Consider the following 25,123-nt stretch of genomic DNA (forward strand, 5'->3'; position numbering starts at 1 on the left):
AGGATTTTCTAAATGCTGAGTGAAAAAGTATTTAAATTTTGTAAAAAAATAGTTTTAAGATTGTTGAAAATCACATCGATCGAGCGAGCTATTAAATGTTCATTGTTATCAACTGCATCATCAGTTAAAGACAGAATGATAATTAAAAAAGTAGCGCAAACTAGTCAAAAAATTTGGATAGGTGTTGGCGTTTTATCTAGTTTTTATTTTACGATTAATGCTTACTATGAAAATCAAAATTTGTATGAATTGCTCTTATTTTTTTGTAACACAGTCGTTCCTATTTTTTTTATGTATTTAGCAACTCCAAGATTTTTGTTAAGTTTTTTTGAGTTGTTAAATTTACAAAATAATCCCAAACTTTTTTATCCGATTTTCACTTCTTTTTTTATAATGTCTTTGCAGGTTTTGTTTTTTTACTAATTATTTATCTAAATAAAGTGCGAGTGTTAATAAATCCCCCGTATAAAGCCTACATAATCGCCACCAGCATCTAATTTCACAATTAATATTACTGAAAGTATAAATTAGGGATTAATTGTGAAGTTAAAACCAATAATAAATGTAATTTTAGCTACATGCTGTTTATCGGCGCATGCTGAACTTATGGAAGTTCAATTTAGTAATACACAAAATGAAATTATTCGAGTTAAACCTGAAAATAACGCTAATTTAAATCCTACATCGGGGTTAGAGTTTACGTTATCAGGTGGTTTAGACCGTAAATTCGTAGTTGAATTACTGGATGCAAGTAATAGCTTAGTAGATACAAACTCTTCAGATGTTATTACTATTGATGATCGTATGCAGATTAACGATAAAGAATTTTATGGTAAGAAAGTAAAGCTTTCGTATAAGCCATTGCAAACATCATACACGGCTCGCTTTAAGCTGCTTGATTTGACTGGAGCGGTGATAAATGTAGAAGAGCTTAAGTTTAATGTTGATACCACACCACCAACGGTTGATGGCGATATTAAGTTTTATAAACGTTCACATGGTTATGGTGATGTTTCTAACTTTGACACGCTTGAGGCAAGGGAACTTACATTAGAAGGTATCACTGACTCAGGAAGCGGTTTATCTTCTGCTTATTTCACAGCTAGGCTTTTAGGCACTGATGATGAAAAGGAAGTAAAAGTTGTTTTAGATGATACGTCTGGTGTAGCTAGTTGGCTAAAGCCTTCGAGTTCAACATATAAAAATCTGTTTTATAAAAATAGGTCTGATTATGAAATAGGATTTAAAGTATTTGATAAGGCCGGCAATTTAACTCATGTAAAACGAATCTCATCTTACAATGGCCTTTGTGGTGAAATAAAGGTAACGAATATTTGGAACCCTATAACAAAAAATTGGGATAAGTTTACACCGGGCATGAAGGTATATGAAAATCCTTACAAGTTCCGTATAGGTGTTTTGCGCTCAGAACATATATCTACAAATACAAATGGAAAATTTGGTTATAATTGGTCACCTAATGCGACTGATGAGACTTATGCTTATCGTGATTTGACTGCTTATATCCCCAATACGAGAACTTATTACACCCAGTTTAAAGATAGTGGCTATTGTAGCTCTATTTATCAGAGTAATGCCCCAGCAGTATTAGCAGATGACGTTGAGGAAGGGCCAAAGTATAAAGGCTTAGCTTACTTATTAGAAGGTGAATCAAGCTACATCAACAGTACAACTGTTCGAAGAAACAAACCATATGTAGTGGATAAAGTGAAGGTCACTGTCGAGGCGAGAAGCTATGAGCAATCTGCAGTACTTTCTGGTTTAGGTAGCTGCATTATAACGCCAGGCGATACTAGTTGTATTATGGATATTAACTATGAACGCACAGTAGGGAATGGTTACGCGCCATATTCACTATATGTAAAATCGACTAACGGGAAGTTTTCTGGGCATTTTACGTATCTGTTAACATATTGGGATATGGATGCACCTACCATTGAAAACATAGCTTATGATAAAGAGTATGTAAGCTTCACTGTGTATGACTCAGATGCTGTGAATGATTGGCGTAGATCAAATTGGTTGCCCAGTGTTATAGAAGCTTTGGCTGAAAACAAAATGACAGGTCAAGTAACTAAGCTTAGCTTGATAAGTAAGGCAGAAACTAATTACCAAAATTGGGATCTAAAATTTGGAGTTGATTCATTACCTGAAGGTGAATATCGTTTAGATGCTTACGTTAAAGATACTTATTCGAATGAGCGTACGGTAAATATCACGAATGATTTTTCTAAAGACTCAACACCTCCAAAGCTTACTTTCACCGTAGATGGTAAGGAGTTGGGTGATACATTGCGAGGGCTTGAAAATTTAAGGGTGAATTTAGATGATCCAAATGACCCGCGTATAACACAGGTTCATTTAGTGGGCGGCCCATCAAATGACAATGTTTTTTTAGCTTGGTCAAAGATAGAAAATAATAACTATCGATTAGAGTACCCTAGGCTCTATCCTGAAATTGATTTTACGAACGGGTATGAGCTTAGGGTGACGGTTGATGATTCTTATGGTAATAGCACAACCTACAGTGCTAAATTTGCTTATTATCCAGCAAACTTAATTGAAGTTGGTAAGTCCAGCACGCTTGCGGTACCACGAATGTTAAAACTCAGAAATGACTCAATACTAGGCTCTATTCGTAGTAACGTACTGAGGACCGATAGCGGTTCGATAGCTACAGGTTTGCAAGATGTGTATTTCACATTGAGATCAGATTCTCCATATCCTGTATCTTTTGCTAATGAAATTATTAAACCAGGCGAAACCAAGTTAGTGAAGATGGACCTAGGGGATACAGGTAAAATAAACTCTTCAATAACCCCTCTAGAGACTGCTACCGGCGAGGCATATTTTATGATTGATATTCCACAATTGAGATCCAAATTTGACTAAGTTGAAAGTTTTGTTTGTTCAGTAACCTGTATACGCATTCCCTTTAATTTAGAATAACTGGAATGCTATATAAAACAATGGCTTGAAGTTATTCATGATTTGTTGAAGTCGTTAATAAAAAGCATGGCAGTTTGAATGTTGACCAATTATAGACCCCATTATTTATATCAGATCATCATTTTACTAACTGGTCAGGCTTTTTGGCCCTTAAATTAGCCTATATAACCCTCAATCTTGATAAAACTTCCTTAAGCTTAAGCCCTAGAATTATACATGCTTAGATTAATTGCCCCTACAAAGCGGTACTTATTAACCATAAACCCCTTTTTAACCCTGTAAATTTACTATTGACTAAAACCAAGCTCAATATAACTGGGTGAAAATACATGAGAGCCACAAAACTTAAAATAATCGCGGCATTACTGCCGCTATCAATGTGCGCCAGTCAAGCAGCTGCAAAATCTATCTTAGTTACTGGGTCGATTGAAGCTGTGCCTCCAGAGGTCTCATTTCCTTCAGCTGAAGAAAAGCTAGCTTTTGTTACTCCATTTAATTTGGTGGCAAAAGAGGGTTCAAATTCAGGGTGTAGGTTAACGGGAGATCCAAGTGTTGCAATGGCTGACCATGGGGATGAATTAGTTTGTTTGTATGAATGGACTAATTTACCTGATGGGATGTTTGCTGCAGGAATGGCAGCAGATGGGTACTTAAAAACGATTGGTGAAAATGAATTTAGTTATTCAATTTCATACTTTTCAGGGAGCAATTTAGATAAAGTAAAAATCTCAGAAGGCACATACAGCGTTAACGCTGTAGCACCAACTTTACCTGAGTTTATTAATATAAAAACGAATTTGAGTAATGGTACTTATGAAAGTTTAGATGTTACTAATTATAACCGCTCTGCTGGACTTCGTGATGTAACAGTCACGGTTGAAAGTAAGCCATACCGTCAAATTGTTAAGATGTCAGAATTTGGGTCATGTGTAGTAGAGCTGAATGAGACAGATTGTACGATTGACACTAATGGCCGAAGTATAGGGAGTGCCGATGAACTGACAGGGAAAGGTGAGTTTGAAATAACTATAGACGCTGAAAATGGTTACTTTAAACAGGCAAATAAAGTTATTCCTGAAAATTACATATTACGATGGGACTATCGCTCACCTAGTGCTTCAGCCTTGTTTATGCAGGCGCGCTCTCAATCGAGTGCTGAATCAATAGCTCAAGAAGTTGATGGCGTTTCGTTTGTTGTTGAAAATGAGCAAGCAAGATTAGTAGTAGATACGCCTCATTTTGGATTGGCTGGTAGCTGGTGGGTTCCATCTGCAAAGCTGGAATTAGTTCCTGATCCAGACTTTCAAGCTGAATTACCAATCTTTAAAGTAAATGGTTACGATGTAGTTGAAAGTACAGAACTTACCTCGCAGCCTCAACAAAACTTTGTAATGAATCCGCAAGGCACGCCTGAAGTAATTAATGGTAAGTACATTTATAAATTCGATTTAACACAAGTGTCGGATGGTAAGTTTATACCAAAAGTTTCTTTGACGGATGCTTATGACAACAGAAGCAGTAAGCAGTTTGATGCAGTTTTTCTTGATAGACAACCACCAGACGTTCAATTGTTTTACAGTGGAAAACGTTTTGCTGATGATGGTGTAGTTTATTTCTTCGAAAACATGGCCATTGTTGCACTTGATACTTTTGATGGTGGAGCGGAAATTGTTTCGGCTAAAGTAAATGGTGCCGAGCTTCGTTTAAATGGTGAGTCAAAATACCTTAAAACAGTTCAAGGTACTCAACTTAACTTAATACCTCAGCGTGATTATCCACTTGAGATTTTGGTTAAAGATAGTGCCGGTAACTCCTTCGTTAAATCTATTCGTATTCGTTATATGCCTATGGATTACTCACTTAAAAACTCTGACTTTGAATTTTTCAAAGAGGTTCAGCACCTTGATTTAGATGTAGTTCAGAAACAAGGTATTCAATGTGCATTATATGAGAATGAAAAGGGTATATTTGAGCGTGATTTTGGTTGGGGAGAAACTCAACGTTGTTACTTAGAATGGACAAGTTTACCAGAAGGTACAAGCGGTTTTTATATTCGCGGTAATCATTCACTAATAGGTAATTTACTTAAATCATCTGCAGAGTCACCTAATGTGGTGGGCTACCGAGTTTGGATGATCGATAGCAACGGTAATAAAGCCTTAGCAGCTGAAGAGTCTGAAACACTAGAAGTTAATGAGGCGCCATTGCCAAGTTTAACAGTCACCCAAAAAGGTGCTATTCGCGAGAATTTCTTCCCAGTTGATTTAACGGGTAGTCGGTTTGCTACAGCGATAGCAAAGGGAATCAATGCTGATTTAGAGCTTAGCTCTGATGACGGCCATGAAGAGACTGTCTTATTGTCAAAGCAACGTAATGGATACTTCGAAGAGTCCTCTGTTTACCAAAATTTAAAGGTTAATGCTGGTAAATTATGGGCACACAAGACATTTGAAATAGAAGCTAAGTATTCTAATGCTTCGGATATAAATGCTAAAACGACGCTTGAAACTGTATATATTCCTTCAAAACGAATTCGTAGCAGAATAGAAACAGAAGACCTTAAAAGCTTAGATACAGCTAACCCAACCGTTTCAATGAAACTTGGTGTTTATGACAGCTCTGAACGTGATTTCTTATACAACAAAGAAACTATGGGTGAGTGGATTGTATATTTAGCCAAGGAGCGCCGAGATAGAGAAACAAGACAAACGTTTTATGACCCAATTACAGAAAAAAAATCTTTTGTAGGTGGAGGTAAAACTAAGTTTGAAGTTGATGTTTCAAATGTTGGATATGGTTCATATAGGTTCTTAGCGGTTGCAGAATTGATTTCACCTGTCGAAGGCTACGAGCGTACTATTCTATCTAATTCATCGTTTTACCGTGTACTCAAAGGCGGCAAAATAGATGGTAAAATTAAAACCTATCGTATAGCTAGCCCTGTTCCTTTTAGAGCATCGATTTCATATGAGCCAGAAGAACGGCAAGATCGTGAGGCCATGGGTAATATCGAATGGCAAATGTCATTTAATGGAACTTCTGATTGGAAGTCGATTGATGAATATGAAAACTCACCTCGATTAAGGCAAACAATTGAAAAACCGGGTAGATACTTTATACGTGCAATCGTAAAAAATAAGTTTTCAGGTGCAACAGTTACATCAGATTACTTGGAAGTATTAGGCTATGAAATTCCAGATCTTAAAACTAGTGGCCCAGCTGCTCTTTATGAAGGTGAAAAGGGAGTTATAGACTTAGACGATCATGATGCGCCGGCATCTACTGGTGATGGTTTAATTGAGTGGTCTTTCGATGGTGAAAACTGGGAAGAGGGTACTAATAGATTAGATGTTGTTGGGACTGGTGAACGCATGCAAATTTGGTCCCGTATGTCGTACTTTAATAACGAATTAGCAGGTGAGCAACGCTATGATGTAACTCGTCATAGAATCTCAGTTAAAAAGCCATTGCCAGTTCGTATCAGCATGCAAACACCGCGTATTGCTGAAGTTGGGGTACCATTTACACTTAGCCCATTGGTTAGGTTGGCATCAAGTCAGCTTAAGTCAGAGATTGAAAGTGAATGGGTATTGCCTGACGGCACTGTAATTAGTGGCGATGAGCTTACATATACTCCAACAGAAATGGATAGTGAGGCCGGTAGTACTGACATTCAATTTCGCTCTTGGGTTAAGCAATTGAAGCACGATACATTAGCTGTGAAGGACATTGAAATAAGAACATGGAAATATGAATTCCCTAATTTTAGATTTGATGTTAACTACCGCACTCGATACGCTCCTGTTGATGCTACAGCAATTGTTAGAAAACTAGAGAACCTACCTGCGCCGGTTGAGTTTACCTATAATTTTCTGATGTTTGATGGAATGACAAAGGATAGGGAAACTAGGGAACGCTTATACTTTACAGCGACTAAACCAGGTCTGCATCAAATGCATGTGATCATAAAAGATGACAGAGGCAATGAGCGAGATATGGTTGAATTCTTGGAAGTCCTACCCCCACCTGAGACTGAGATTGAGCTTAATGCCAATTACAGTACAAAGTATATGCGTCAACCACTTGATGCATCAGTACGTACTCGTGTTGTTTTAGGTCATCCCAGAGACAGAGTTGAAAAGTATGAATGGTATCTTGATGGCAAGCTTTTACAGGACCAAACTTCATCACGTGCAAATATAGAGAATATGAAAGTTGGTACTCGAGAAGTCAAAGTCAAAGTAACCTCTGAGTTTGGACTTGTTAAAGAGTCATTACTTACGATTGATGTAGCTCCAAACATCGCTCCAACATGTGATTTAAGTTATAGGCAATATGGTAGCACTATAAGTGTTCAATCAGGTTGTCAAGATACGGATGGCCGCATGGCAACTCATAACTGGTATGTAGATGGTGAAATGAAACAAGTTCACGCTAACAACATATCAGTAACGGGTAAAACTGGTGTTCCAATAGTAATGAGGGTAACAGGTTATGACGATAGTGGTGATACAGCAGATGCCACAATGACTATAACCCCTAGATAGTAATTTAACGGCTCTATTAAATAGAGCCGTTTTTTATGAGATTTATACAATGAGAAATAGCCTAATAATATTTGCAGTCATATTACTAGTGGGTGGCTGTTCGAAAAAAGTAGATAGAACAGAAAATATTGCACAAATACAGTACATGGATAAATCACCCTATCATTTGAGCCCATTTGAAAAATTAATGGGAGGTGATCTAATTAAATTAGAAGGGGAGTTCTATACTCTCGTGGATGCAGAAGGTTACATTAATGAAGGTAGCAACGTAAAAGTTGTTAGTGAAGGTAACAGGGTACTTGAAGTATGCCAGATATTAATAGATGAACTGAATGAGTTTAGTAAATGCTTCAGTGTTATAAAAGTTTAAAAAATACTGGCTTCCAAAACCAAAAAAAGCCGATGAATTGCTTCATCGGCTCTATTGGAGGGAACCACCCCTCAGAGGGAACCACCCCTCAATTTAACCATATCGGAGGATATGACTAAAAATGGGGAAATTAATCCCCGATGTAACACTGTGGAGGCATTACAAATTCTTTTTAAAGGCGTTTGCCCTTTCGATGTGTCTACTATCCCATAGCCGAACATATCTGCAAGTGTTTTTTAAAAAAAATATTAAAATTAGCTAAAAAACCAGCAAATCATCTCCATGCTCAATATCTACCCCTAAATACAGCGACTAAATAGCCACGCTTAACATTGTTAGCTGCGAAAATTTAATACATCAAATTTGTTAAGAGGTTAACGGTGGCTGTTATGTCGAATATCCCTTTAGCAGGTAAGTTAACGAGTAAAGTCAAAGAGCGAGTTTATAAGCCGTTGCTAATACTATGCACTTGCACTGTTGCGATAACTAGTTTCAGCAATCGATATACTTTTTTACCACCTGTTAGTGACTACCCATGTATACCAGGTCGATTATACATAATGGATAAATATGACCATAAAATAAATAAGGGCGATTTAGTCACATTTCATGCACAGGGAGTGAAGCTATTTCCTGATGGAACATTATTTACGAAAATTTCAGCAGGCGTTGGCGGTGATACTGTGCAGGTAAAAAGAAATATGATTATTAATGGCGACCATGTTTACCACACAGATGTAAGTGTCACTGCAAATCATTTAAAAGTTTCACTCGATTCACTTAGTAGAGAAGAAAATATACCTAAAGGGAAGTTATTTGCACTTGGCTCATTGCCAGGGTCATATGATTCGCGTTTTTGGGGATTGGTTGATATAGAAAAACAAGTAGTTGGGAAGTCATATGTCATTTTTTAGAAAGTTACCATTAGGTTTATTTGTTGCTTTGTCATTTACTAATGCAGTTCATGCTGCCAATGACGGCCCTGTTCTAAATAACCAAGATAAAGAAATTTTTAAACGAAGTAGAGCCATCCTAGAACAGCAAGCAAAGATGGATGCACCCGATTGGTTAAGAATGTATGACCCTGATGCTCCGGTTAAACAAACGGACGATGGGGTAAAAAAGTGGCTGCCTGCTGCAAATAAAATTGGTAATGCATCTAATGACTATGTAAAAAATGCTATAAAAAATGCTTATGCAGTTACAGATGATGCGAAAATTAGAACCGTTGATACATCTAATATAAGAGAGGACAGCCCATTAGTTCAGGGTGAAGAGCTGTATTATTTCATATCATTTTCTCAGCCTATTAGTGAAATAAAAGAAATCTTAGAAGTTGCCTCTGAGACGGACGCTCGCGTAATTTTAAGAGGTTTACGACCTGAAGATAAAATGGTTAACCAAACTGCTTTAGCTGTATATAAAATCGCAAAAGATATTAAACCTCTTCCTAAAGTATCAATCGATAACAGGTTACATAAAGTGTTTGATGTTACTCAAGCTCCTTCAATGGTTTATAGAAAGGGTAACAACTTCGTTAAAGTAACTGGAGTTGCAACTGTTGATTGGTTTCTATCTAAATCGCGCGAGTCCAAAGTAACAAGAGACCTAGGCGTTGTTTCAACAACATACAATATTGTTGAACGAGATATTGTTGAAGAAATTCAGTCAAGAGTGGCTGCTGTAGATTGGGATGAGAAACGCAGAAAGGCGATGAATAGATACATAGATAACCTGCCAGACTTCCATTTACCAACGGCAATAAAAGACTCAATTTATAAAATTGATCCACGCGTTAAATTTGAAAAAGATATAACTACTGACGATGGAACAATCTTGGCTGCAAAAGGCCAAGTAATTAACCCAATAGAGCACTTCCCCGGTCAATCTATGACGTTATTTGTTTTTGATGGGATGAGTGAAAAGCAACGTGCACTTGTAAAAGAAAGAATGTCACAGGCACGAGGTGAAGTAGGGCTATTAACCTCACGAATAGATAAAGATATTGGTTTCAAATTCATTAGCGAGCTGAGTAAGGATTATGGGCAACAAGTTTATATGCTTCAGGAACGAATGATTAAGCGTTTTAAGCTGCGATTTCTCCCAGCTGAAGTTTATTTGGGTAATGGTCAAATTGTTGTTAGAGAATATGGTACCCAGGCCCAAGATGAAGCACGGATTAAGCAACGTGATAAGAAAATCGATTCTGAGAGTAGCACAACAACAGTGACAAATTTAACAATGAGTTCAGCAGAGCTGGAGCTAAACAATTAATGAAAATTCTTACACATATAATCGCCTTCGTAATGGGCGTATGGGTTGCGTTAGAGCATCCGTTTATAGGTCATCAAATTCAAAATTATGCTCAATTGGTATTGGCATGGTTAAGTAAATTTTTCGGCGGGTAATTAATGAAAATATTAAAGAATTTAAAAAGAAGCTTAAGATCATTATCTTTTGTTCTTATAACTTTATTGTCTTGCTCAATAGCCCCTCAAGCGCTAGCAGAAGATGCTAGCTTTTTAAGTGATGCTTCATGCCCAAACTCTAATTACTTTAGTGGTTTAATTGATAAGTTTTGTTGGTCTTGTACGCTACCATTTAACTTAATGGGCTTTACAGACGACCCACCAGACGGTGCGAATGATGATTCAGTATGTATGTGCCAGGATGAGCTTGGTGTACCTGAGCTTGGCTTTAGTGTCGGCTATTGGGCCCCAGAACAAATAATCGAAGTTACAACAACACCATGGTGCAGCCCTACACTTGGCGGGACTATGATACAAGATGATTTAACGAGTATGGGGACAACTGGAGGTGGGCGAAACGCAAGCAGTTCAACAATGGCTACCTACCATTATAACTATTTTTCAAACCCTGTTTTTAAGATGCTTTCAATGTTTATGATACCAGAATGCGATAAAGATCCGGGCATTGTAGATTTGGACTTAGCTTATATGAGCATGTTAGATATAACTTGGTATAGTGATTTGCTAGCTATGGTATTTAATGCTGATGCTGTTGCATTCGCTAACCCCGTTACTCAGGCGATTTGTATGAAGGATTGTGCTGTAATTGCTAAAACAGGCGACCCAAGCGACCAAAATTGGTTTTGTGCGGGATGTGAGGGAAATATGTATCCGTTTACCGGGAATATTCTCACAGACAATAATGCAATACGTAGTAGCTCACTAGTTGTTACTCGTGCACTGGCTTCAATGCACAGACGAGGCTTAGCTCGCACTACCTATGGTAAAGGTGCTATGTGTGAAAATGTTTACTCACCAATGATCCCCAAACCAATGTATAAAGTTTCAATGGCTTGGCCAAAACCAGAGGTAGATGGCAATAATGGCGATTGCTGCCACCCAATAGGTGAGTTTTGGCAAAAGTGGGGGCAAGGTAGAAAAAGCGCTGGTGGAGGTAAAGATAATAACTTTGTTTATAACATTTTTAGATATAACGATTGTTGCGTAAGGTATTTTTAATCCTCAATTAATAAGTCCCCCATATTAGGGGGACTAAATCACCACTTAAGACAATTAGAGATGCCAAAATCCAGACTATCAACATAGTCTCAGGAGTTCTCTTTTGTGTTTAAGCAATTAGTGTCGTGGTTGGTTATGATCACCTACTCGGCAAATCTCACATCTACAGCTTTCGCAGGTTTTCTTATTGGTGGCTTAGTTACCATGGAATCCGCGTATGCCGCCCCACAAATGCCAGTCCCTATAGAGTTTACTTGTAAGGAAGGCTCGACTTTAATTGCTGGCCAGTGTATTGAAACTGAAGTAAGGCCAATGAATGTTTTCTGTGATTCAGGCTATGCACGTGATGGCTCATCTGAGTTATGTAAAAGAAACGAAGAGGCTGATCAACTTCCCCAATGTGGTGACGGCTACTTATACAATAGCGCTTATTTCCCTGAACTCTGTTACACCGAGCTTCCTGCAGATGACCTAGGTAATTGCCCAGCCAATTACGATGACAAAATAGGTGATTCTTGTTTTAAAACTAAAGCCCCAGAAGATTGGAATTGTCCTATGGATGCTCCTAATGCAGCTCCAGAGACGCAAACTTTAGAATGCCTTGAAGCTGCAAGGCTAATGGGAGAATGTTCATCAAGTGAAACATACACATCACCTGATATGCGTTGGTATGAAACTGTGCCAAACAAAAGTTGTGAAAGAACCTTATGGTCGGGCTTAAATAGAACTTGTGATTCAGGCTTTCAGCAAGATGGTAGCGGTTGTAAAAAAACGACTATAACGGCACCAACCCAATCTTGTCCTACTGGTTATTATAAGAATGGTAGCCAGTGTTCACCAGGAGCACCAAAGCTATGTCCTGACGGTTCGGCCATGACTAATGGTTCTTGCCCAACTTCATCAGGTGAGCATACTTGTCCTTCTGGTATGTATTTAGATAAAGGTTCAAATATTTGCTTAGAAAACCGTAGCGATTCCGACCCTTTAAGTTGGTCCGATCAAGACTTTGATTTTTACTTTAACCAAGGAACTCAACTTGGTGGGATGATAATTGATCACAACTCTGTGCCTGACTCAACCGGAGATGGCCAAGTAACTGTTAGTCCTTCTTTTATAAATCCAAATACTACAGTTCAAGATCCTACTTTATTTCAGTCTGTTAATAGCTCTGGGGTAGACAGTAATAATGGGTTTGAAAGTGCTGATGAGACTTATCAAGATGAAGAAAAACAGTCTGAATATATAGAGGCTAGATTGAAGTCAAATAATGATTTCCTAGATAACCAAGTTGACGTTGCAGGCCAAAGCAGTGAAGAGCAGGTAGATAATACAAACCATTCTGCATTGGCTTATGGAGCGCTTATGGATTCGAAAAACCTAAATCCCCCTAGGAAGCTAAGCCGAGAATCAGCAATGTTTCAAACGAGCAAAAATGCTGTAACAGATGCTTTTAATGGTGAAGGAGCATATTTTGGCGACTGTAGCGCTGATACTGTCACTTACTCTGAGCTCGATGAATCTAAAATTGTTACCACAAATCAAAGTTGTTTTAAGCCAAATAAAAACAATATGTCAGGTTGTATCGTTGAACGCCATCCAATTAAACCTACTTTAGCCATTATCGAAGGTATGGAAGATTCTAGGGTAGAGCAGTGTGGTGACAAGTGTTTACAGCTAACATTGGGGAGTGAACTTGATAACAACCTTCCTCAAGTTGGTGCGTGTGGTATCTATAATAAAACTATTAAAATTGCTGTTAAAGATGGATTTAAGCTCAATAGAGCGACACTAACTAGAACACATTACGATGACCACTTTAGACTTGATGCGGATAATCAAATTATATTTGATGGAGTGCACGGAACCTTTACAACTTCTGATGGCTTTCCCGATGGCTCCGTTAGTTGCGAAAAAAATGAATCAAGAGATACTTATGATCCTCGTGATGTAACACCTCAGTTCAAAGCTGCACTTAATAATGACAATGCAATTGAGTTTAAATATAAAGTGGCCGTTGGGGGCGATGGTGAAGCATATGCCAAGGTTGAACTTATTTTTGACTCTTCAATTAGCTCATTATGGGATGAAGAGATAGTAGAGTTTCCTAAAGGATGTTCTGCAGCTTTAGAAAAGCCAGCTGAAACGTATTGTACCGCCTCAGGCTGGGAATGTACTTTGCAGTATGGTAGTGAAGATGAAAACTTTGGTGTAGTTGACTTGTCAAAAGGAGATCGCGGAGAAGGTTATGGTTTGCCGGGAACCCATGGAGATGTATTGTTACTTGTTGCTAGGCGTGATTTCGATATTGCCGCTGGTCGAGAAAAAAACTGTGGGCAGGTTGTCGCAACTACTTGGAATAGTGATGACGGTAATGACGATGATGGAATATATTTCTGTGAAGATTTTGCTGGTGTAGGTACATATACATCTTCTAGCCGCCAGTTAAGAGGCACCAAACTTTCAAACATTCTTCCTAATAAAGGAGAGTGGGAAACAATAGCGGTTAGAACCGATGAAATTGGCTCTACTTGGTATCGAATTGATGAAAATGATCACTTACAACAATTTGCTAGTCAGAAACATGGATCAGGTGATTACGATAGCCTTAAAATGTCGGGTTATCGTATTGCCCGTGCTATCAGTGAAAATAACTTAGATTGGCACAATAAAGCCGATGGCTCTCTGTATTTCGCTTACTGGCAGATGCTTACCAACCCAAGTACATCAGAAGTTGAAAATGCTTTAAAGGAAATTAAATTAGAGCAACCGTGGATAGATTATGGTCCTTTATATGATGGTGATAATGGCATCCCAATTTGCATGGAAGCATATGCTACAGACTACGTTTGTGACCCTTTAGAGGGACGTACTATGAATATGAATGGTGGTTCTTTTAGCTTCAAAGACATTATAAATATGGATGATGCATGTAAACCGTTGGACAAAGATGATCAATGTGATGCGATTTCTCAAACGTGTGTGCCTGGTTGGGAAGATGAAGAGACAAACACATGTTATGCGTGGGATGTTAAATATGAATGCCAAGACACTACAAATGCACTTGTAACTAAAGTACGCGAAAATAATACCTGTTTAACTGATATGAACTGTATCGATGGGTCTTGTGATGTGAGAGCAGATGAGACTAATGGCGATTTCATTAACGCTTTGACAACTTATGCAACCATGAATGAAATGGGTGACTCTAAAAACTGTACTGACCCGTCTGATCCGTCAACATGTGAGGTATTCTCGGGGGAACCTCGCTTTTGTGGTTGGGATCAACTTAAAGTTAATGATTGCTGCAAGCAGCCTGCAGGTGTAAATACTTTAGATGTTTTTGTCCTAGGGCAGCAGATGTATACCGTAAACGGATATGCTGCTTCAGCTGATGGTGCGTTCGGTGGTAGCGCTTTACAAGAAGGTCTTACAAGTGCCGGAGATGCAGTAACGTCTGGATTGGATGTAGCAGGTCAAGCTGTAGAAGGTGTTTGGAAAGACTTAACCGACCCAATAACTGATGCTGCTTCATCTGCGTGGAATACTGTCTCAAGTAAATTAACTAGCAGTGTGGGCAATACAGCAGGAAATGTAACCGGGGATCTATTAGGTGATGCGGGCGAAGTATTAGGTAACTTTAAAAACTCTATTACTGAAGCGCTATCTAATTATAAAGACCAATTACTTCAGCAGATATACGATATGTTGCCAGACGCTCTTCAAAATGCCATACAAAGTGCGGCTTCGGCTTTGGGAAGTGGTGGTGCTGCTGCTGGTGCTGGTGCAGAACAGACAGGTGCACAAGCAATGAATACGATTGGTTCATCAGTACTGAATGCAGTTCAATTTATTGGCTTTGCTTATGCGGTTTATCAGCTAGCAAAACTGGCTTATACAATGCTCACAGCCTGCGAACCCGAAGAGGAAGATATGGGGCAAGTTTTATTGGCCAAAAAGTGCTTTTTTACGCATCACGTACCATGTACAAAAACTTTAGGAGTTTGTACTAATCGCGCGAAAGATTTTCATTGTTGTTATGAAAGCGTTTTAAGTCGAATTATTATGCAACAAGCCATTGAGCAGTTGGGTTGGGATACTAAAGAGTTCAGAAATAACATGAATTGTAGGGGGCTTAAAATCGATGAGCTTGGCTTGGTAGATTTTTCGAAAATAGATTTTACTGAGTGGATTGAAATGATGGCTCAGTCAGACCAACTTCCGACGGACAGCACTATGGACACAGTTACTGGTGAAAACATCTCTAATGGTTACGGTAGAAGTAATGCACTAGATAGACAAAATGAGCGTGCACCTGATAATACATGGGTTAAACGAAGAACAGAGATGGAACAGGGGGATGTAATTAATAATGTGAATTGTAATAAGCGTCCAAGACCAAAGTCTTGTGAACAAGGTTCATTCTAAAAATAAAAAGGCCTATATATAGGCCTTTTTTATTGAATAGTTAGTTACATTGTTTCTTTTTTAACAAAGAAATGGCGGGTGTTATTTTTACCCATTACATATGGGGTATTACGAAAAGCAGTATCAGAAACAATTTTGTTAATATCATCAGTACGGTGACCAAATGCTGGTACGAATGCATACATCATATCCGTTTGAAGATATTTAAGTAGAACAGCGCTTCGGTATAAAGTATCTGTAAATCTTGCAACAATGTATTTCTCTGCTTTTACTGACGGTTCGAATGGTGTTCCTACGGACTCATTTGCATAACGGATAGTCCACAACCCTTGTCCACCTAGAATCTTACAATTTAGAGCTTCTTTGCCTAAGTAAAAGTCAAAACAAGCAGAGCCTTCAATTTGTAAGTTACCTTTTGAGAAATCTTTATAAACACTCGGTGCTGCGCTTTTTTTATTATCATCGCTTTCGATATAAGCCTTAAGCGCTGGTTCCATATAGTGCTTACTAATATAGTTTCGTACATCCATTGCATTAGTAATATCGAAATCAGTAACAGGTATCCAAGCTACAAAATGTATATTATCTTTGTTTGGATCACCACCAGCATTCATTAAAGCGGCAAGACCAAACCCTTTAATAGCACCTAAGCCACCACCAGCAAGTAAACCTAGCGATGTGCTCGTACCATAACTAAGAACATCTTGATAAGCATCTTCAGGTAATTCTTGATCTTTAATATCAAATGGAACTCTTACAAAGCCAGATTTTAAAACTTGCATTGCAAATGAATCATTTTTATTCAATTCAAGTGGGGTTACATCAGATTCTTTTTGTGTTGTAGAGCAGCCACTTAGCAGTATTGAGGTAGCAGCGATTCCAGCTAGTAGTAAATTTTTCATGTTATGGCCTTTAGATGACTGTTTTCTTGATATACATATAGATTACTACTGACTTGAAATCGCGCAATAGGTCCAAATGGTATATCACTAAATTAACTTACACATTCTATAAACGGCTGCATAGTAAATTAAATGTAATGTTTTTTGTAGCGTAATTGTCAGCGAACATTAAAAGTTGAAACTTTTGTAGATTTAAACTTTATTTATCTTTTAAAAAAGACATTAAAGATTGAAACTTTATTTTTTTAAATTATCTATAAGATTTTTTATCTCTTTTTTGCTTTTTTCACCCATATTGCTATCAGTGCAAAAAGAAAAATCAGGATCGTTAACTAACCGCCTAACCTTTGCCAAGCTGAACAACTCCAATCTAATTAGACCATCAATGTTACGAACAGATAAACCATCAAACCAATCTGGTTTAAGTATAGGTGGTGTTAAATTTTTCATATAGAGACTGACCAAGGCTATTTTGCCAATTTTAAGCTTCATTTGTTTGCCAAAAAACTTTGAGGCAAAGGTGTGCAAAAGTGATTTTTTACCTCTACACTGATGCTAAAGGGTTTTTCTTTATAATTTAAGGGTTTTCTTGTGGCAAATATCGTATTTGATAAAGATTTTGGACGTTACACTTCGAGTTTTGTTAACACTCACATTCTGGGTGCAGAATGGATTGCACAATGCAGTGGATTAACAGTAAAAGAATTACATCAAAAAATTAATGAGCATAAGGATTTAAAGGAACTTGATAATATACTGATGCACGCGAGTGCAACGATAGAAAAAACTGAGGGTTCAGTTTGTGAGGCCTACGCTACCTCTTGCTATAAATTTTGCCCAGGAAGCTATCGTAAAATTACAGCTGGCATGGATGAAGATATAATTATCCGACTGACAGATGATTTTATTGCACAAACATACAGCCAAATCTATGACGATGTATTTAGACTGACTAGCGTGTCAGGTGAACTCTATATTCTAACTCATACTACTGAAGAAACTCACGTTATACATATCAGCTCAGACTGGGAGTATTTCTCTAGCACAAAAGATATTTTATTAGAAAAATCGATTCCAGTAATTAATTTTAGTGACCTAACCCTAGAGCAACATAGTGGGTTAGCCCCGATTTTAGATAGTCTTAATTCAGTTAGTGATGCCAAAGCATACTATGTTTTAATAAAAGAATTACATGAATTTTGTGAGATATTCAAAGGCAATTTTGACTGATAATTTAATAATAATTAGGAATAGCTTTTCATAGACTGGTGTTAGCTCCCTGAAAAGGAGTGTTTTGTAAGAATTACCACTGGTAAATACAAAAATTCCAATGTTAAAAAATTGACTGTTCTTTTGCGAAATCATCAAGTTCTTCAGGTGTTACACCCCATTGACGCTCACCTTTAACATCATGCCATCGTATGTAGGCCAAGAACTCAATTAATTTATCACGACTAATGGTTGTTTGTTCTTGTTCCTGCCATGACAATAAATAAACGTCTTGCGAATAACTTCCCCAGGCGACACCAATTGGTAGATCACCCCATTCTGATAATTCAGCATAGTCGCTCTTGTACGCATAAGCTGCTGTAATAGCACTATCAAAATCTACTTTTCTATCAGTTGCAGCGTCCATTTTTGTTATATCGCCATTTCCATAATGAGTTCAAAGCTTTGAAAGGTGCTCATATTCTCTATAGTTGACTGAAATTCATGTGCAGCCGCGAGCGTGCATTCTATCGCAATGTCACAGTTCTAATGTACCAACACAGATGGTTTCTGAAATAAATCTGGAAAGGTTTAAATGATAAGGCGTGATAGCCTTTTCCAGAAAAATAGCTATCTTTCGCTATTTTTCCTAAAAATTGAGTTTTGACTATATCACTTTCCAGAAACGCCATCATTACTCTTCTATGAGATATAGTTAGCTTTGTTGATACAACCGATAAGCCTTATTAATCAAAGATATTGCATATTCCTTGTTGGTGCCCTCATACTTTAATTGTCGTAATGCATATGAATATAAACAAGCGGCTAACTCTCGGTTACCAACACCTAATTCTACAGCCCAATTTCTACAGAAAACTATACTGTCTTTGATTGGGCACCCTTCTACATAAGCTTCAAGGTCTTCCCAGTTTTCCAGGTTTGTCTCTGTAGGCCAACCAGAGAGTGCGCCACTTGTTTTTGGGTGGAATAAAAAACTACACTCTAGGGTTAATGGATCGATGATGCTTACGCCTTCACATACATCACCATAGTCTATTAGAGTTGCTTTTTGAGAAGGAATATCGAGTAAAATATTCTCCCCATGGAAATCTCCATGTGTGCAGGAGGTCTTACAGATTACCGTCATCGCTTCAAAAGCTAGTGCTTCAGTTAAATCAAATTCTTTAATAAGCCTTTCTGCAGTGGCATCTGAAACTAACTGAGATCGAATTTCACGAATTAGTTTTTGATTTTGTATTATATTTTGATGCCAAGGGGCTAACATTTGCTTGATAGATTGCATTAGCTCCTCATTTAATTCGTTTTGGAGGCTTGCCTTAAAAAACGATGCGTCGTAATTCTCCGCCAACCCGTAGAAAACACCACTACTGTCTCCTGCTGAATACTCTAAATGTCCCAAGATTCTTGGTGTAGCATCAGGTTTTAATCTATTGATATAGCTGTCGTAATTTTGAGCATCGAAATTGATATCTTCTTTTGAACCACACTTACAAATAGCTAAATGCAATGTACGACCAGTGGAGTCTTGAATGTGCACAGAATAAACTTGTGCACTAGATAGACCGCCACCTATTTGACGTATGATCCCTAAGCTACCATCTCGACTGTTAATAAATACACGTAATAATCGATCATGTTTAATTGGTAAAGTTAGGGTGCCAGTGACTAACTCAACATTAAGTGAAGATGAAAAATCTTGACTGATTTGATGTATTTTATCAGTTAGGTCACCTATACGTGCTTTTGTAAGGTGCTCAATAGTACCTCTCCTGTTACCGCTTCCCCAAACATCGGTCAAATTAGAGTGACTTAAGAAATCTTGAATCATATCAACGGTGCTGGTACCTGTTAAAACGAGAACTGGTGTACCAGATGAAACTTCGGTTATTTTTCCTAAGACTGCTAATCCATTTGATGCATCGGTGTCGAAACTACCGTCAATATCCGGTATAGAAAGGTCTAGTGTTACATAGTCGAAAAATGCTCCGGTATCTAAGATTTCAAATGCAGTATTTCGAGAAAAGGCTTTTACTACGTTTACTTGCTGGAACTTAGAGTGAAAAGTGTTTTCAATAAAGCCTGATAGTTCTGTATCATCTTCAACAACTAAAACGTTAAATGTTCGATTTGACACTAAAAGTTACCCCATCTCATTAATAATTTTGCACCACCAGTTTCGATATTTGAAAGTTCAGCATAACCGCCAATATTATCCATCGCTTGCTTCATTATCCCCATCCCAAATCCTGCGTGTCCTTGTTTACTTGTTTTTCCTAGTTTGAAGGCTACTTCTGGGTTGCCAATAAATCCTATGCCATTATCCATAACGCTAATCCATGAGTCTTTATCATTTACCCCCCATGAGATTACTAATTTTTTAGGTTCATTACTTGTTAGTAAATCGAGTGATTCATAGCTATTTCTAACCGCATTGGATAAGGCTAAGGTAAGCAACGCAGGGTCTGAGTTGATAATACATGGCTGCAACCCTTGGAGGCTTATATCTATTTTTTCTTTTTCTATGACTTCATCATGAACAATATTTTTGATTAGTTGTGATAGGTCTGTTTCCACACTTTCTGGTTTGTGCGTAGACTTTCTGAGGCACTCTATCGCACTGAATATCTGGGTTAGTCGTTCTACAAACCCTTTGGCCTTACTCGTATTATAATCGCTAAACTCTTCTTTAAGGCTAGCATCTATTAACCCTAATTTAGGGGCTAGCTCATGAAGGATTACTCCTGAAAATTCGTCAATGGCTTGATTTTTTAAATGCCTTCTAAGTTGTTCTGAATTTTCTAGGTCACCCCCCAGTTCTTCCTGAGGTGAAAGTGCTGGCGTTGGGGTATTATTTGATAATAAGTGAAGCGCCTTATCTAAAGCCATTTTGATGTAACGAACTTTTTCAGTCCTTCTACAGGCTTCTAGCTCTCTTTTCATATCAGTATGAATATTCTGTGCAAAATAAGTGGCACCTTGGAAACGCTTAATGGTATCTGTCGATGTGAGATCACTTTTTGCCTTCTGATATGCTGTATTAGTCATAAAAGTTAGCTCTACATTTAAATGCTTCTCTTCCACCTTCCATGACTGATGAAATAGCGTCTACAATCTTAGTTTCTAGTAGAGGACCATTGGCCATTACATAGCCTCTGGTACCATCAGAATTTAAGTGTATGACTTCTTCTGCTTCACCAAGTACTGGTACATTTGCATTGTGGGTCGTAACAATTGTTTGCCCTTGACCGTGACGGCGTCTGATGGACGCAATTAATGTGTCAACGATAAATGCGTTATCTATATGATCTTCGGGCTGATCTACGATTAATGAAGACTCTCTATGCTCCAATATGACAGGGAGTATAACAGTGCACCTTTGACCTGTAGAAAGCTCTGATAAATCTTTTGTTTCAGAACCATCAAGTAACTCGAAGGTAACTTCATCTTCTAACTTAACCGTAGCTATAGAATTTATGCTTGATTTCAAAGCATTGAGAACCCTAGATGCCCTTTCTTTCGTTACGCTTAATAAAGAAAGAAACGTATCTATGTCATCATCTTCAGTTATTTTCAGTAATAGGAGGGGGGGAATAGATTCAGCAATGAGAGGCGCGAGATCGTTGTATTTTATACCACTTCCTTTGAGTGCATTAATAATTACTTGTTGATACTCATCAAGTTGACTATATTCTTCAAGGTGGACTTTAATACGTGGAGATAAACTATCAGTCAAATTGCGACACACAGCCTCTCTAAGTTGAGACTTTTCGCTCCTCGTTTGCTCTAAGGTTTTTAACGCTTCATCACGCTCTACTTTTAGCTTAGCTATCCTGCTTTTTTTATCACTATTATTTTTTTGGATGCTCTCAAGTTTACTAATTTCTTCTTTCAACTGTTGAGTCTTTCGAGATAACTCACCAGCTCCTTTTTGAAGTGAGTCAACCTCTGATCTAAGACTTTGTCCGCTTTTAGTTATCTCTGATTGAAGGTTATGTAGTGTGCCCAACTTTTTATTAGCTATGATTAAAACATCGTCTAATTTGGAATTTGCCAAATCTACCAGGTCATAAGCTTCTTTCTCTAGAGAATACATTTCGTTGATGTCATCACTTTTAGCCGATAGGTCAATAGAGCAGGGAGAAATCTCCCCAAGGCTATGCTTAACCTCTTCTTGTGCCTCTATGTATTCCTTTAATTGCCCGATGTCGGCAGTCACTTTAAGGTAGTTGTCTGATAAAGTGTTTAGTTCTTGGCTCTTTGAGTGTGCTTGAGCAGATACCGCTGTGAGCTTTTTTTCTTCATTCAATAAATCTTCTAGACTACCCCTTAGTTTTGGGAGTATTAAAAGCTTATCTTCGGTATCGAGGATTGTAGATGAAAGCTTCATCATTTCAGATGAGAAAGATTCAATTTGGGAAATCGACGATAACTCTCTTAGCTCAAAAACCTCGGTATCACCGATAAAGTCATCTATTAACTTGAGTCTACCATTGGAAACCAACCCTATATTCTCTACTTCGGTTTGAGAAAATATAAGAGGCAGTAGTAAATCTTTAGGAATTGGCGGTATTGTTTCACCGTCTGCAGTGCGAGAATAATGGTAGTCATTGACACCATCAGATAGAGTCACGAAAACTTGTCCGTCTTTTAAAACAGACTTTGCATGAGCAAGTGATTTTGAGTGAGATTCAGGGGTATGACCTTGTATCCCCAAACAGTATCGAATGAGCTCTATGAACGTTGATTTACCAGTACCTCTAGCACCAATGATAGTGTTTAGGCCCTTCTTTAGTTCAAGGCTCATGCCGTCTAAAAAACCACCTTCAATCTGTACTTTTTCAATAAATACGTTGCCCATCAAGAAACTCACTTACATCAATTGTTTATAACGATTGATGAAGTATATAGTAAACGTCCGGTGATCATCACCTAGATATTGATATTCCAAGGCAATAATTGTTCTATGTCTGGCTCAGGCTGACAAAGCTCATCGAGGCAATGCATGATGTAATCAAATGGCGTTAAGCCGTTGGATCTTGCTGTTTCGATGATGCTGTATAGGTGAGCGCTTGCTATTGCGCCGCGTGAGGTTTGGCTAAACATCCAGTTCTTACGGCCAATAACAAATGGTTTGATAGCACGCTCGGCGCGGTTATTGTCGATATTAAGCTGACCATTTTCAAGGTAAACTATAAGTTTATGCCATTGATTAGCGAGATAGGTTGCTGCCTCTGCTAACTTGGTTTTCCCGACTAAACGTGGCTGGTTTTGCTCTAGCCATTTATGCAGTTTATCGATAATAGGTTTCGCTTGCTCTTGCCTTATTTCATGCTTTTGTTCTGGTGTTTTATCGTTGAGTTTTGATTCAATGCCGTACAGTTTTTGAATAAGACTCAAGACTACGTCGGCTTTGCCTGTCTTGTTTTTACCCTGCACGTGTTTTGCTTCTATAAATTTACGACGTGCATGGGCCCAGCAACCAACTAGTGTTGATTGCGTTTGTGCATACGCTTGATAACCATCAACCTGTAAATAGCCCGAATAGCCATCCAGATAATTAAGCACACAGGAAGCTGCCCGACTGTTTTGATAGTCGTAAAGCACAATGTTTGGTATTGGGTTGTGTTTATTTATAGCCGATGGCGAATCCGTGCCGGTACAATATAGCCACATGTAACTTTTTACTTTGTCGGCGTTGACCACATTGACCGTCGTTTCATCGGCATGTATCGCAGGCTGTTTAAGTAACGCGTGTTTCAGTCGTTGTATCAGCGGTTCAAACAAGGTAGCGGATGCGACGAGTACCCAGTCACTCATGGTTTTACGGCTAAGCTCAATGCCGTATTGCTTGAACATCGACTCTTGTCTGTGCAGTGGCAGTGCATATTGATATTTGCTGGTGATGATTTGACTTAACAAACTGGACGTGGCCATGCCTTTGTTGATGGCCATGTTTGGCATCTTGGCTTGTTTAATACTGTTATTCGACCCTGACTTATCACATTCACGACACGCGTACTTTGGGCGAATATGCTCAATGACTTTTATCTTTGCGGGGACGAAGTCGAGCTTTTCGCTGACGTCTTCACCCATTTTATGCAATTCATTACCACAGCAGTTACACAACTTGTCTTCTTCGGCAATGTCATGAATCACTTGCTCACGGGGTAAGTCTTTGGGTAATGGTTTGCGCTTTGGTGTTTTGCGAGTGTAGCTAATCTCTTGCGTAGCAAGCTCATCAGGTTGCTCAATGATGTCTTCGGCTTCATTAAACAATTCACCTTGTGCGTCAAAGACTTCGGCACTTTTACCAAATTGTTTTTGTTGCGCTAGGCGGAATTGCTCCTCTAGATACCGGTTTCTCGCAGTCGCTTGCGCTAACTTTTCAGCGTGCTCTACCAACAGCTTTTTAAGCAACGCCGGATCGTTTGGAAGGCGGTTAACATCAATATTCATCCTTTTATTTTATAATGTTTTTTACCGTAAACTAGCTTAATGCGATGGTTAATATTGATCCCGCGACGATCTAAATAATGCTAGCGTTTTCGATGTTGATTTGTTGATGCCCTATGACATCATACCCAGATAATAACCAGTGTAATTGTTGCTCGGTTAAGTTTAGGGTGTCGGCGCTGAGGTTTTTCGGCCATTTAAATTTGTGCTTATCGAGGCGTTTATACCACAGGGCAAAGCCTGTGTTATCCCAATACAATATCTTCAGCTTATCTCGGCTTTTATTACAAAAAACAAACACGGCACCGGATAGCACTGACAGTTCGAGTTCACTTTCAACAATGGCCGCTAAGCCATTAATGGATTTTCTGAAGTCGACAAACTGATTGCAAAGGTACACGTCGGGCACATCAATAAACATGTTCATGCTTGCAGCGCCTTTATTAAATTAGCCACCCATGTAGGCTCAGATGAGGTTGGTATAGTTAAATGAGTTTCACCATGAGATAACGTGATTGAGGCATTCACTTTATGGGGAATGGCTTTGTTTTGCACTTTCACCAATTTAGGTGCTTTTGCAGCGTCTTGTAACTTAGACCGATATTTATAAAAGTTTGAAGTGGGTAACATGTTTTCTTTACAAAATGCGACAATAGATAAGCCGCTGGTTTGTTGCTGCTCAATCAATTTTTGCCAGTCATTAAGGGTTCTTTTTTGCATAATACCTCCAGTAGAAAC

General features: G+C 38.3%; 18 protein-coding genes. 9 read left to right on the forward strand and 9 right to left on the reverse strand.

Annotation, left to right across the window (positions count from 1 at the left end; all coding sequences use genetic code 11):
• Window positions 1-12: 12 nt before the first annotated feature.
• The 8 genes from L655_RS0101950 (at window position 13) to traN (ending at window position 15,800) form a co-directional block, all read left to right on the forward strand.
• On the forward strand, window positions 13-423 hold the full coding sequence (locus tag L655_RS0101950; RefSeq protein ID WP_024603917.1) for a hypothetical protein: 411 nt from the start codon (window positions 13-15) through the stop codon (window positions 421-423).
• Window positions 424-540: 117 nt separating this feature from the next.
• Window positions 541-2,913, forward strand: a complete 2,373-nt coding sequence (locus L655_RS0101955) for an Ig-like domain-containing protein (protein WP_024603918.1) — start codon at window positions 541-543, stop codon at window positions 2,911-2,913.
• Window positions 2,914-3,299: 386 nt separating this feature from the next.
• Window positions 3,300-7,517, forward strand: a complete 4,218-nt coding sequence (locus L655_RS0101960) for an Ig-like domain-containing protein (RefSeq protein ID WP_024603919.1) — start codon at window positions 3,300-3,302, stop codon at window positions 7,515-7,517.
• 49 nt (window positions 7,518-7,566) lie between these two features.
• Window positions 7,567-7,887, forward strand: a complete 321-nt coding sequence (locus L655_RS0101965; RefSeq protein ID WP_024603920.1) for a hypothetical protein — start codon at window positions 7,567-7,569, stop codon at window positions 7,885-7,887.
• Between the two features lie 389 nt (window positions 7,888-8,276).
• A complete protein-coding gene (gene lepB / locus L655_RS0101970) occupies window positions 8,277-8,801 on the forward strand; it encodes a signal peptidase I (RefSeq protein WP_125825534.1) in 525 nt (174 codons plus the stop codon).
• Window positions 8,788-10,161 carry a TrbC family F-type conjugative pilus assembly protein gene (locus tag L655_RS0101975; protein ID WP_024603922.1) on the forward strand — a complete coding sequence of 458 codons (1,374 nt, stop codon included), beginning with the start codon at window positions 8,788-8,790 and terminating at the stop codon, window positions 10,159-10,161. The genes lepB and L655_RS0101975 overlap by 14 nt, the downstream gene beginning before the upstream one ends.
• A 200-nt stretch (window positions 10,162-10,361) precedes the next feature.
• On the forward strand, window positions 10,362-11,375 hold the full coding sequence (locus L655_RS0101985; RefSeq protein WP_241764424.1) for a TraU family protein: 1,014 nt from the start codon (window positions 10,362-10,364) through the stop codon (window positions 11,373-11,375).
• 105 nt (window positions 11,376-11,480) lie between these two features.
• The gene (gene traN / locus L655_RS0101990; RefSeq protein ID WP_024603924.1) at window positions 11,481-15,800 is read left to right on the forward strand and encodes a conjugal transfer protein TraN; all 4,320 of its coding nucleotides are present in this window, start codon (window positions 11,481-11,483) and stop codon (window positions 15,798-15,800) included.
• Between the two features lie 44 nt (window positions 15,801-15,844).
• On the opposite strand, the gene L655_RS0101995 is transcribed toward traN, so the two are convergent.
• On the reverse strand, window positions 15,845-16,702 hold the full coding sequence (locus L655_RS0101995; RefSeq protein ID WP_024603925.1) for a hypothetical protein: 858 nt from the start codon (window positions 16,700-16,702) through the stop codon (window positions 15,845-15,847).
• Between the two features lie 237 nt (window positions 16,703-16,939).
• Window positions 16,940-17,194, reverse strand: a complete 255-nt coding sequence (locus L655_RS0102000) for a hypothetical protein (protein ID WP_024603926.1) — start codon at window positions 17,192-17,194, stop codon at window positions 16,940-16,942.
• A 99-nt stretch (window positions 17,195-17,293) separates the two neighbouring features.
• Here L655_RS0102000 and L655_RS0102005 point away from each other — a divergent pair, with 99 nt between their 5' ends.
• A complete protein-coding gene (locus tag L655_RS0102005) occupies window positions 17,294-17,932 on the forward strand; it encodes a hypothetical protein (protein ID WP_024603927.1) in 639 nt (212 codons plus the stop codon).
• Between the two features lie 103 nt (window positions 17,933-18,035).
• Here L655_RS0102005 and L655_RS0102010 read toward each other — a convergent pair whose 3' ends face one another.
• The 7 genes from L655_RS0102010 to L655_RS01000000124895 all read right to left on the reverse strand — a co-directional run.
• Window positions 18,036-18,338, reverse strand: a complete 303-nt coding sequence (locus L655_RS0102010) for a hypothetical protein (protein WP_024603928.1) — start codon at window positions 18,336-18,338, stop codon at window positions 18,036-18,038.
• 288 nt (window positions 18,339-18,626) lie between these two features.
• Entirely contained in the window at window positions 18,627-20,066 is a 1,440-nt protein-coding gene (locus L655_RS0102015) for a response regulator (protein ID WP_024603929.1), read from the reverse strand.
• Window positions 20,066-20,977 (reverse strand): ATP-binding protein, encoded by a 912-nt coding sequence (locus L655_RS0102020; RefSeq protein WP_024603930.1) that lies wholly within the window; start codon window positions 20,975-20,977, stop codon window positions 20,066-20,068. Before L655_RS0102020 ends, L655_RS0102015 begins: the two co-directional genes overlap by 1 nt.
• A complete protein-coding gene (locus L655_RS0102025) occupies window positions 20,970-22,790 on the reverse strand; it encodes an AAA family ATPase (protein WP_024603931.1) in 1,821 nt (606 codons plus the stop codon). Before L655_RS0102025 ends, L655_RS0102020 begins: the two co-directional genes overlap by 8 nt.
• 71 nt (window positions 22,791-22,861) lie before the next feature.
• Window positions 22,862-24,388, reverse strand: a complete 1,527-nt coding sequence (locus L655_RS0102030; RefSeq protein WP_024603932.1) for an IS66 family transposase — start codon at window positions 24,386-24,388, stop codon at window positions 22,862-22,864.
• 70 nt (window positions 24,389-24,458) lie between these two features.
• Window positions 24,459-24,812, reverse strand: a complete 354-nt coding sequence (gene tnpB / locus L655_RS0102035) for an IS66 family insertion sequence element accessory protein TnpB (protein ID WP_024596033.1) — start codon at window positions 24,810-24,812, stop codon at window positions 24,459-24,461.
• On the reverse strand, window positions 24,809-25,123 hold a 315-nt coding region (locus tag L655_RS01000000124895), incomplete at its 5' end, for a hypothetical protein (RefSeq protein ID WP_024603933.1). The genes L655_RS01000000124895 and tnpB, both read right to left, overlap by 4 nt.

Origin of the sequence: Pseudoalteromonas sp. TAE79 (assembly GCF_000498015.1) — a bacterium.
In the GTDB taxonomy this organism is placed as follows: domain Bacteria; phylum Pseudomonadota; class Gammaproteobacteria; order Enterobacterales; family Alteromonadaceae; genus Pseudoalteromonas.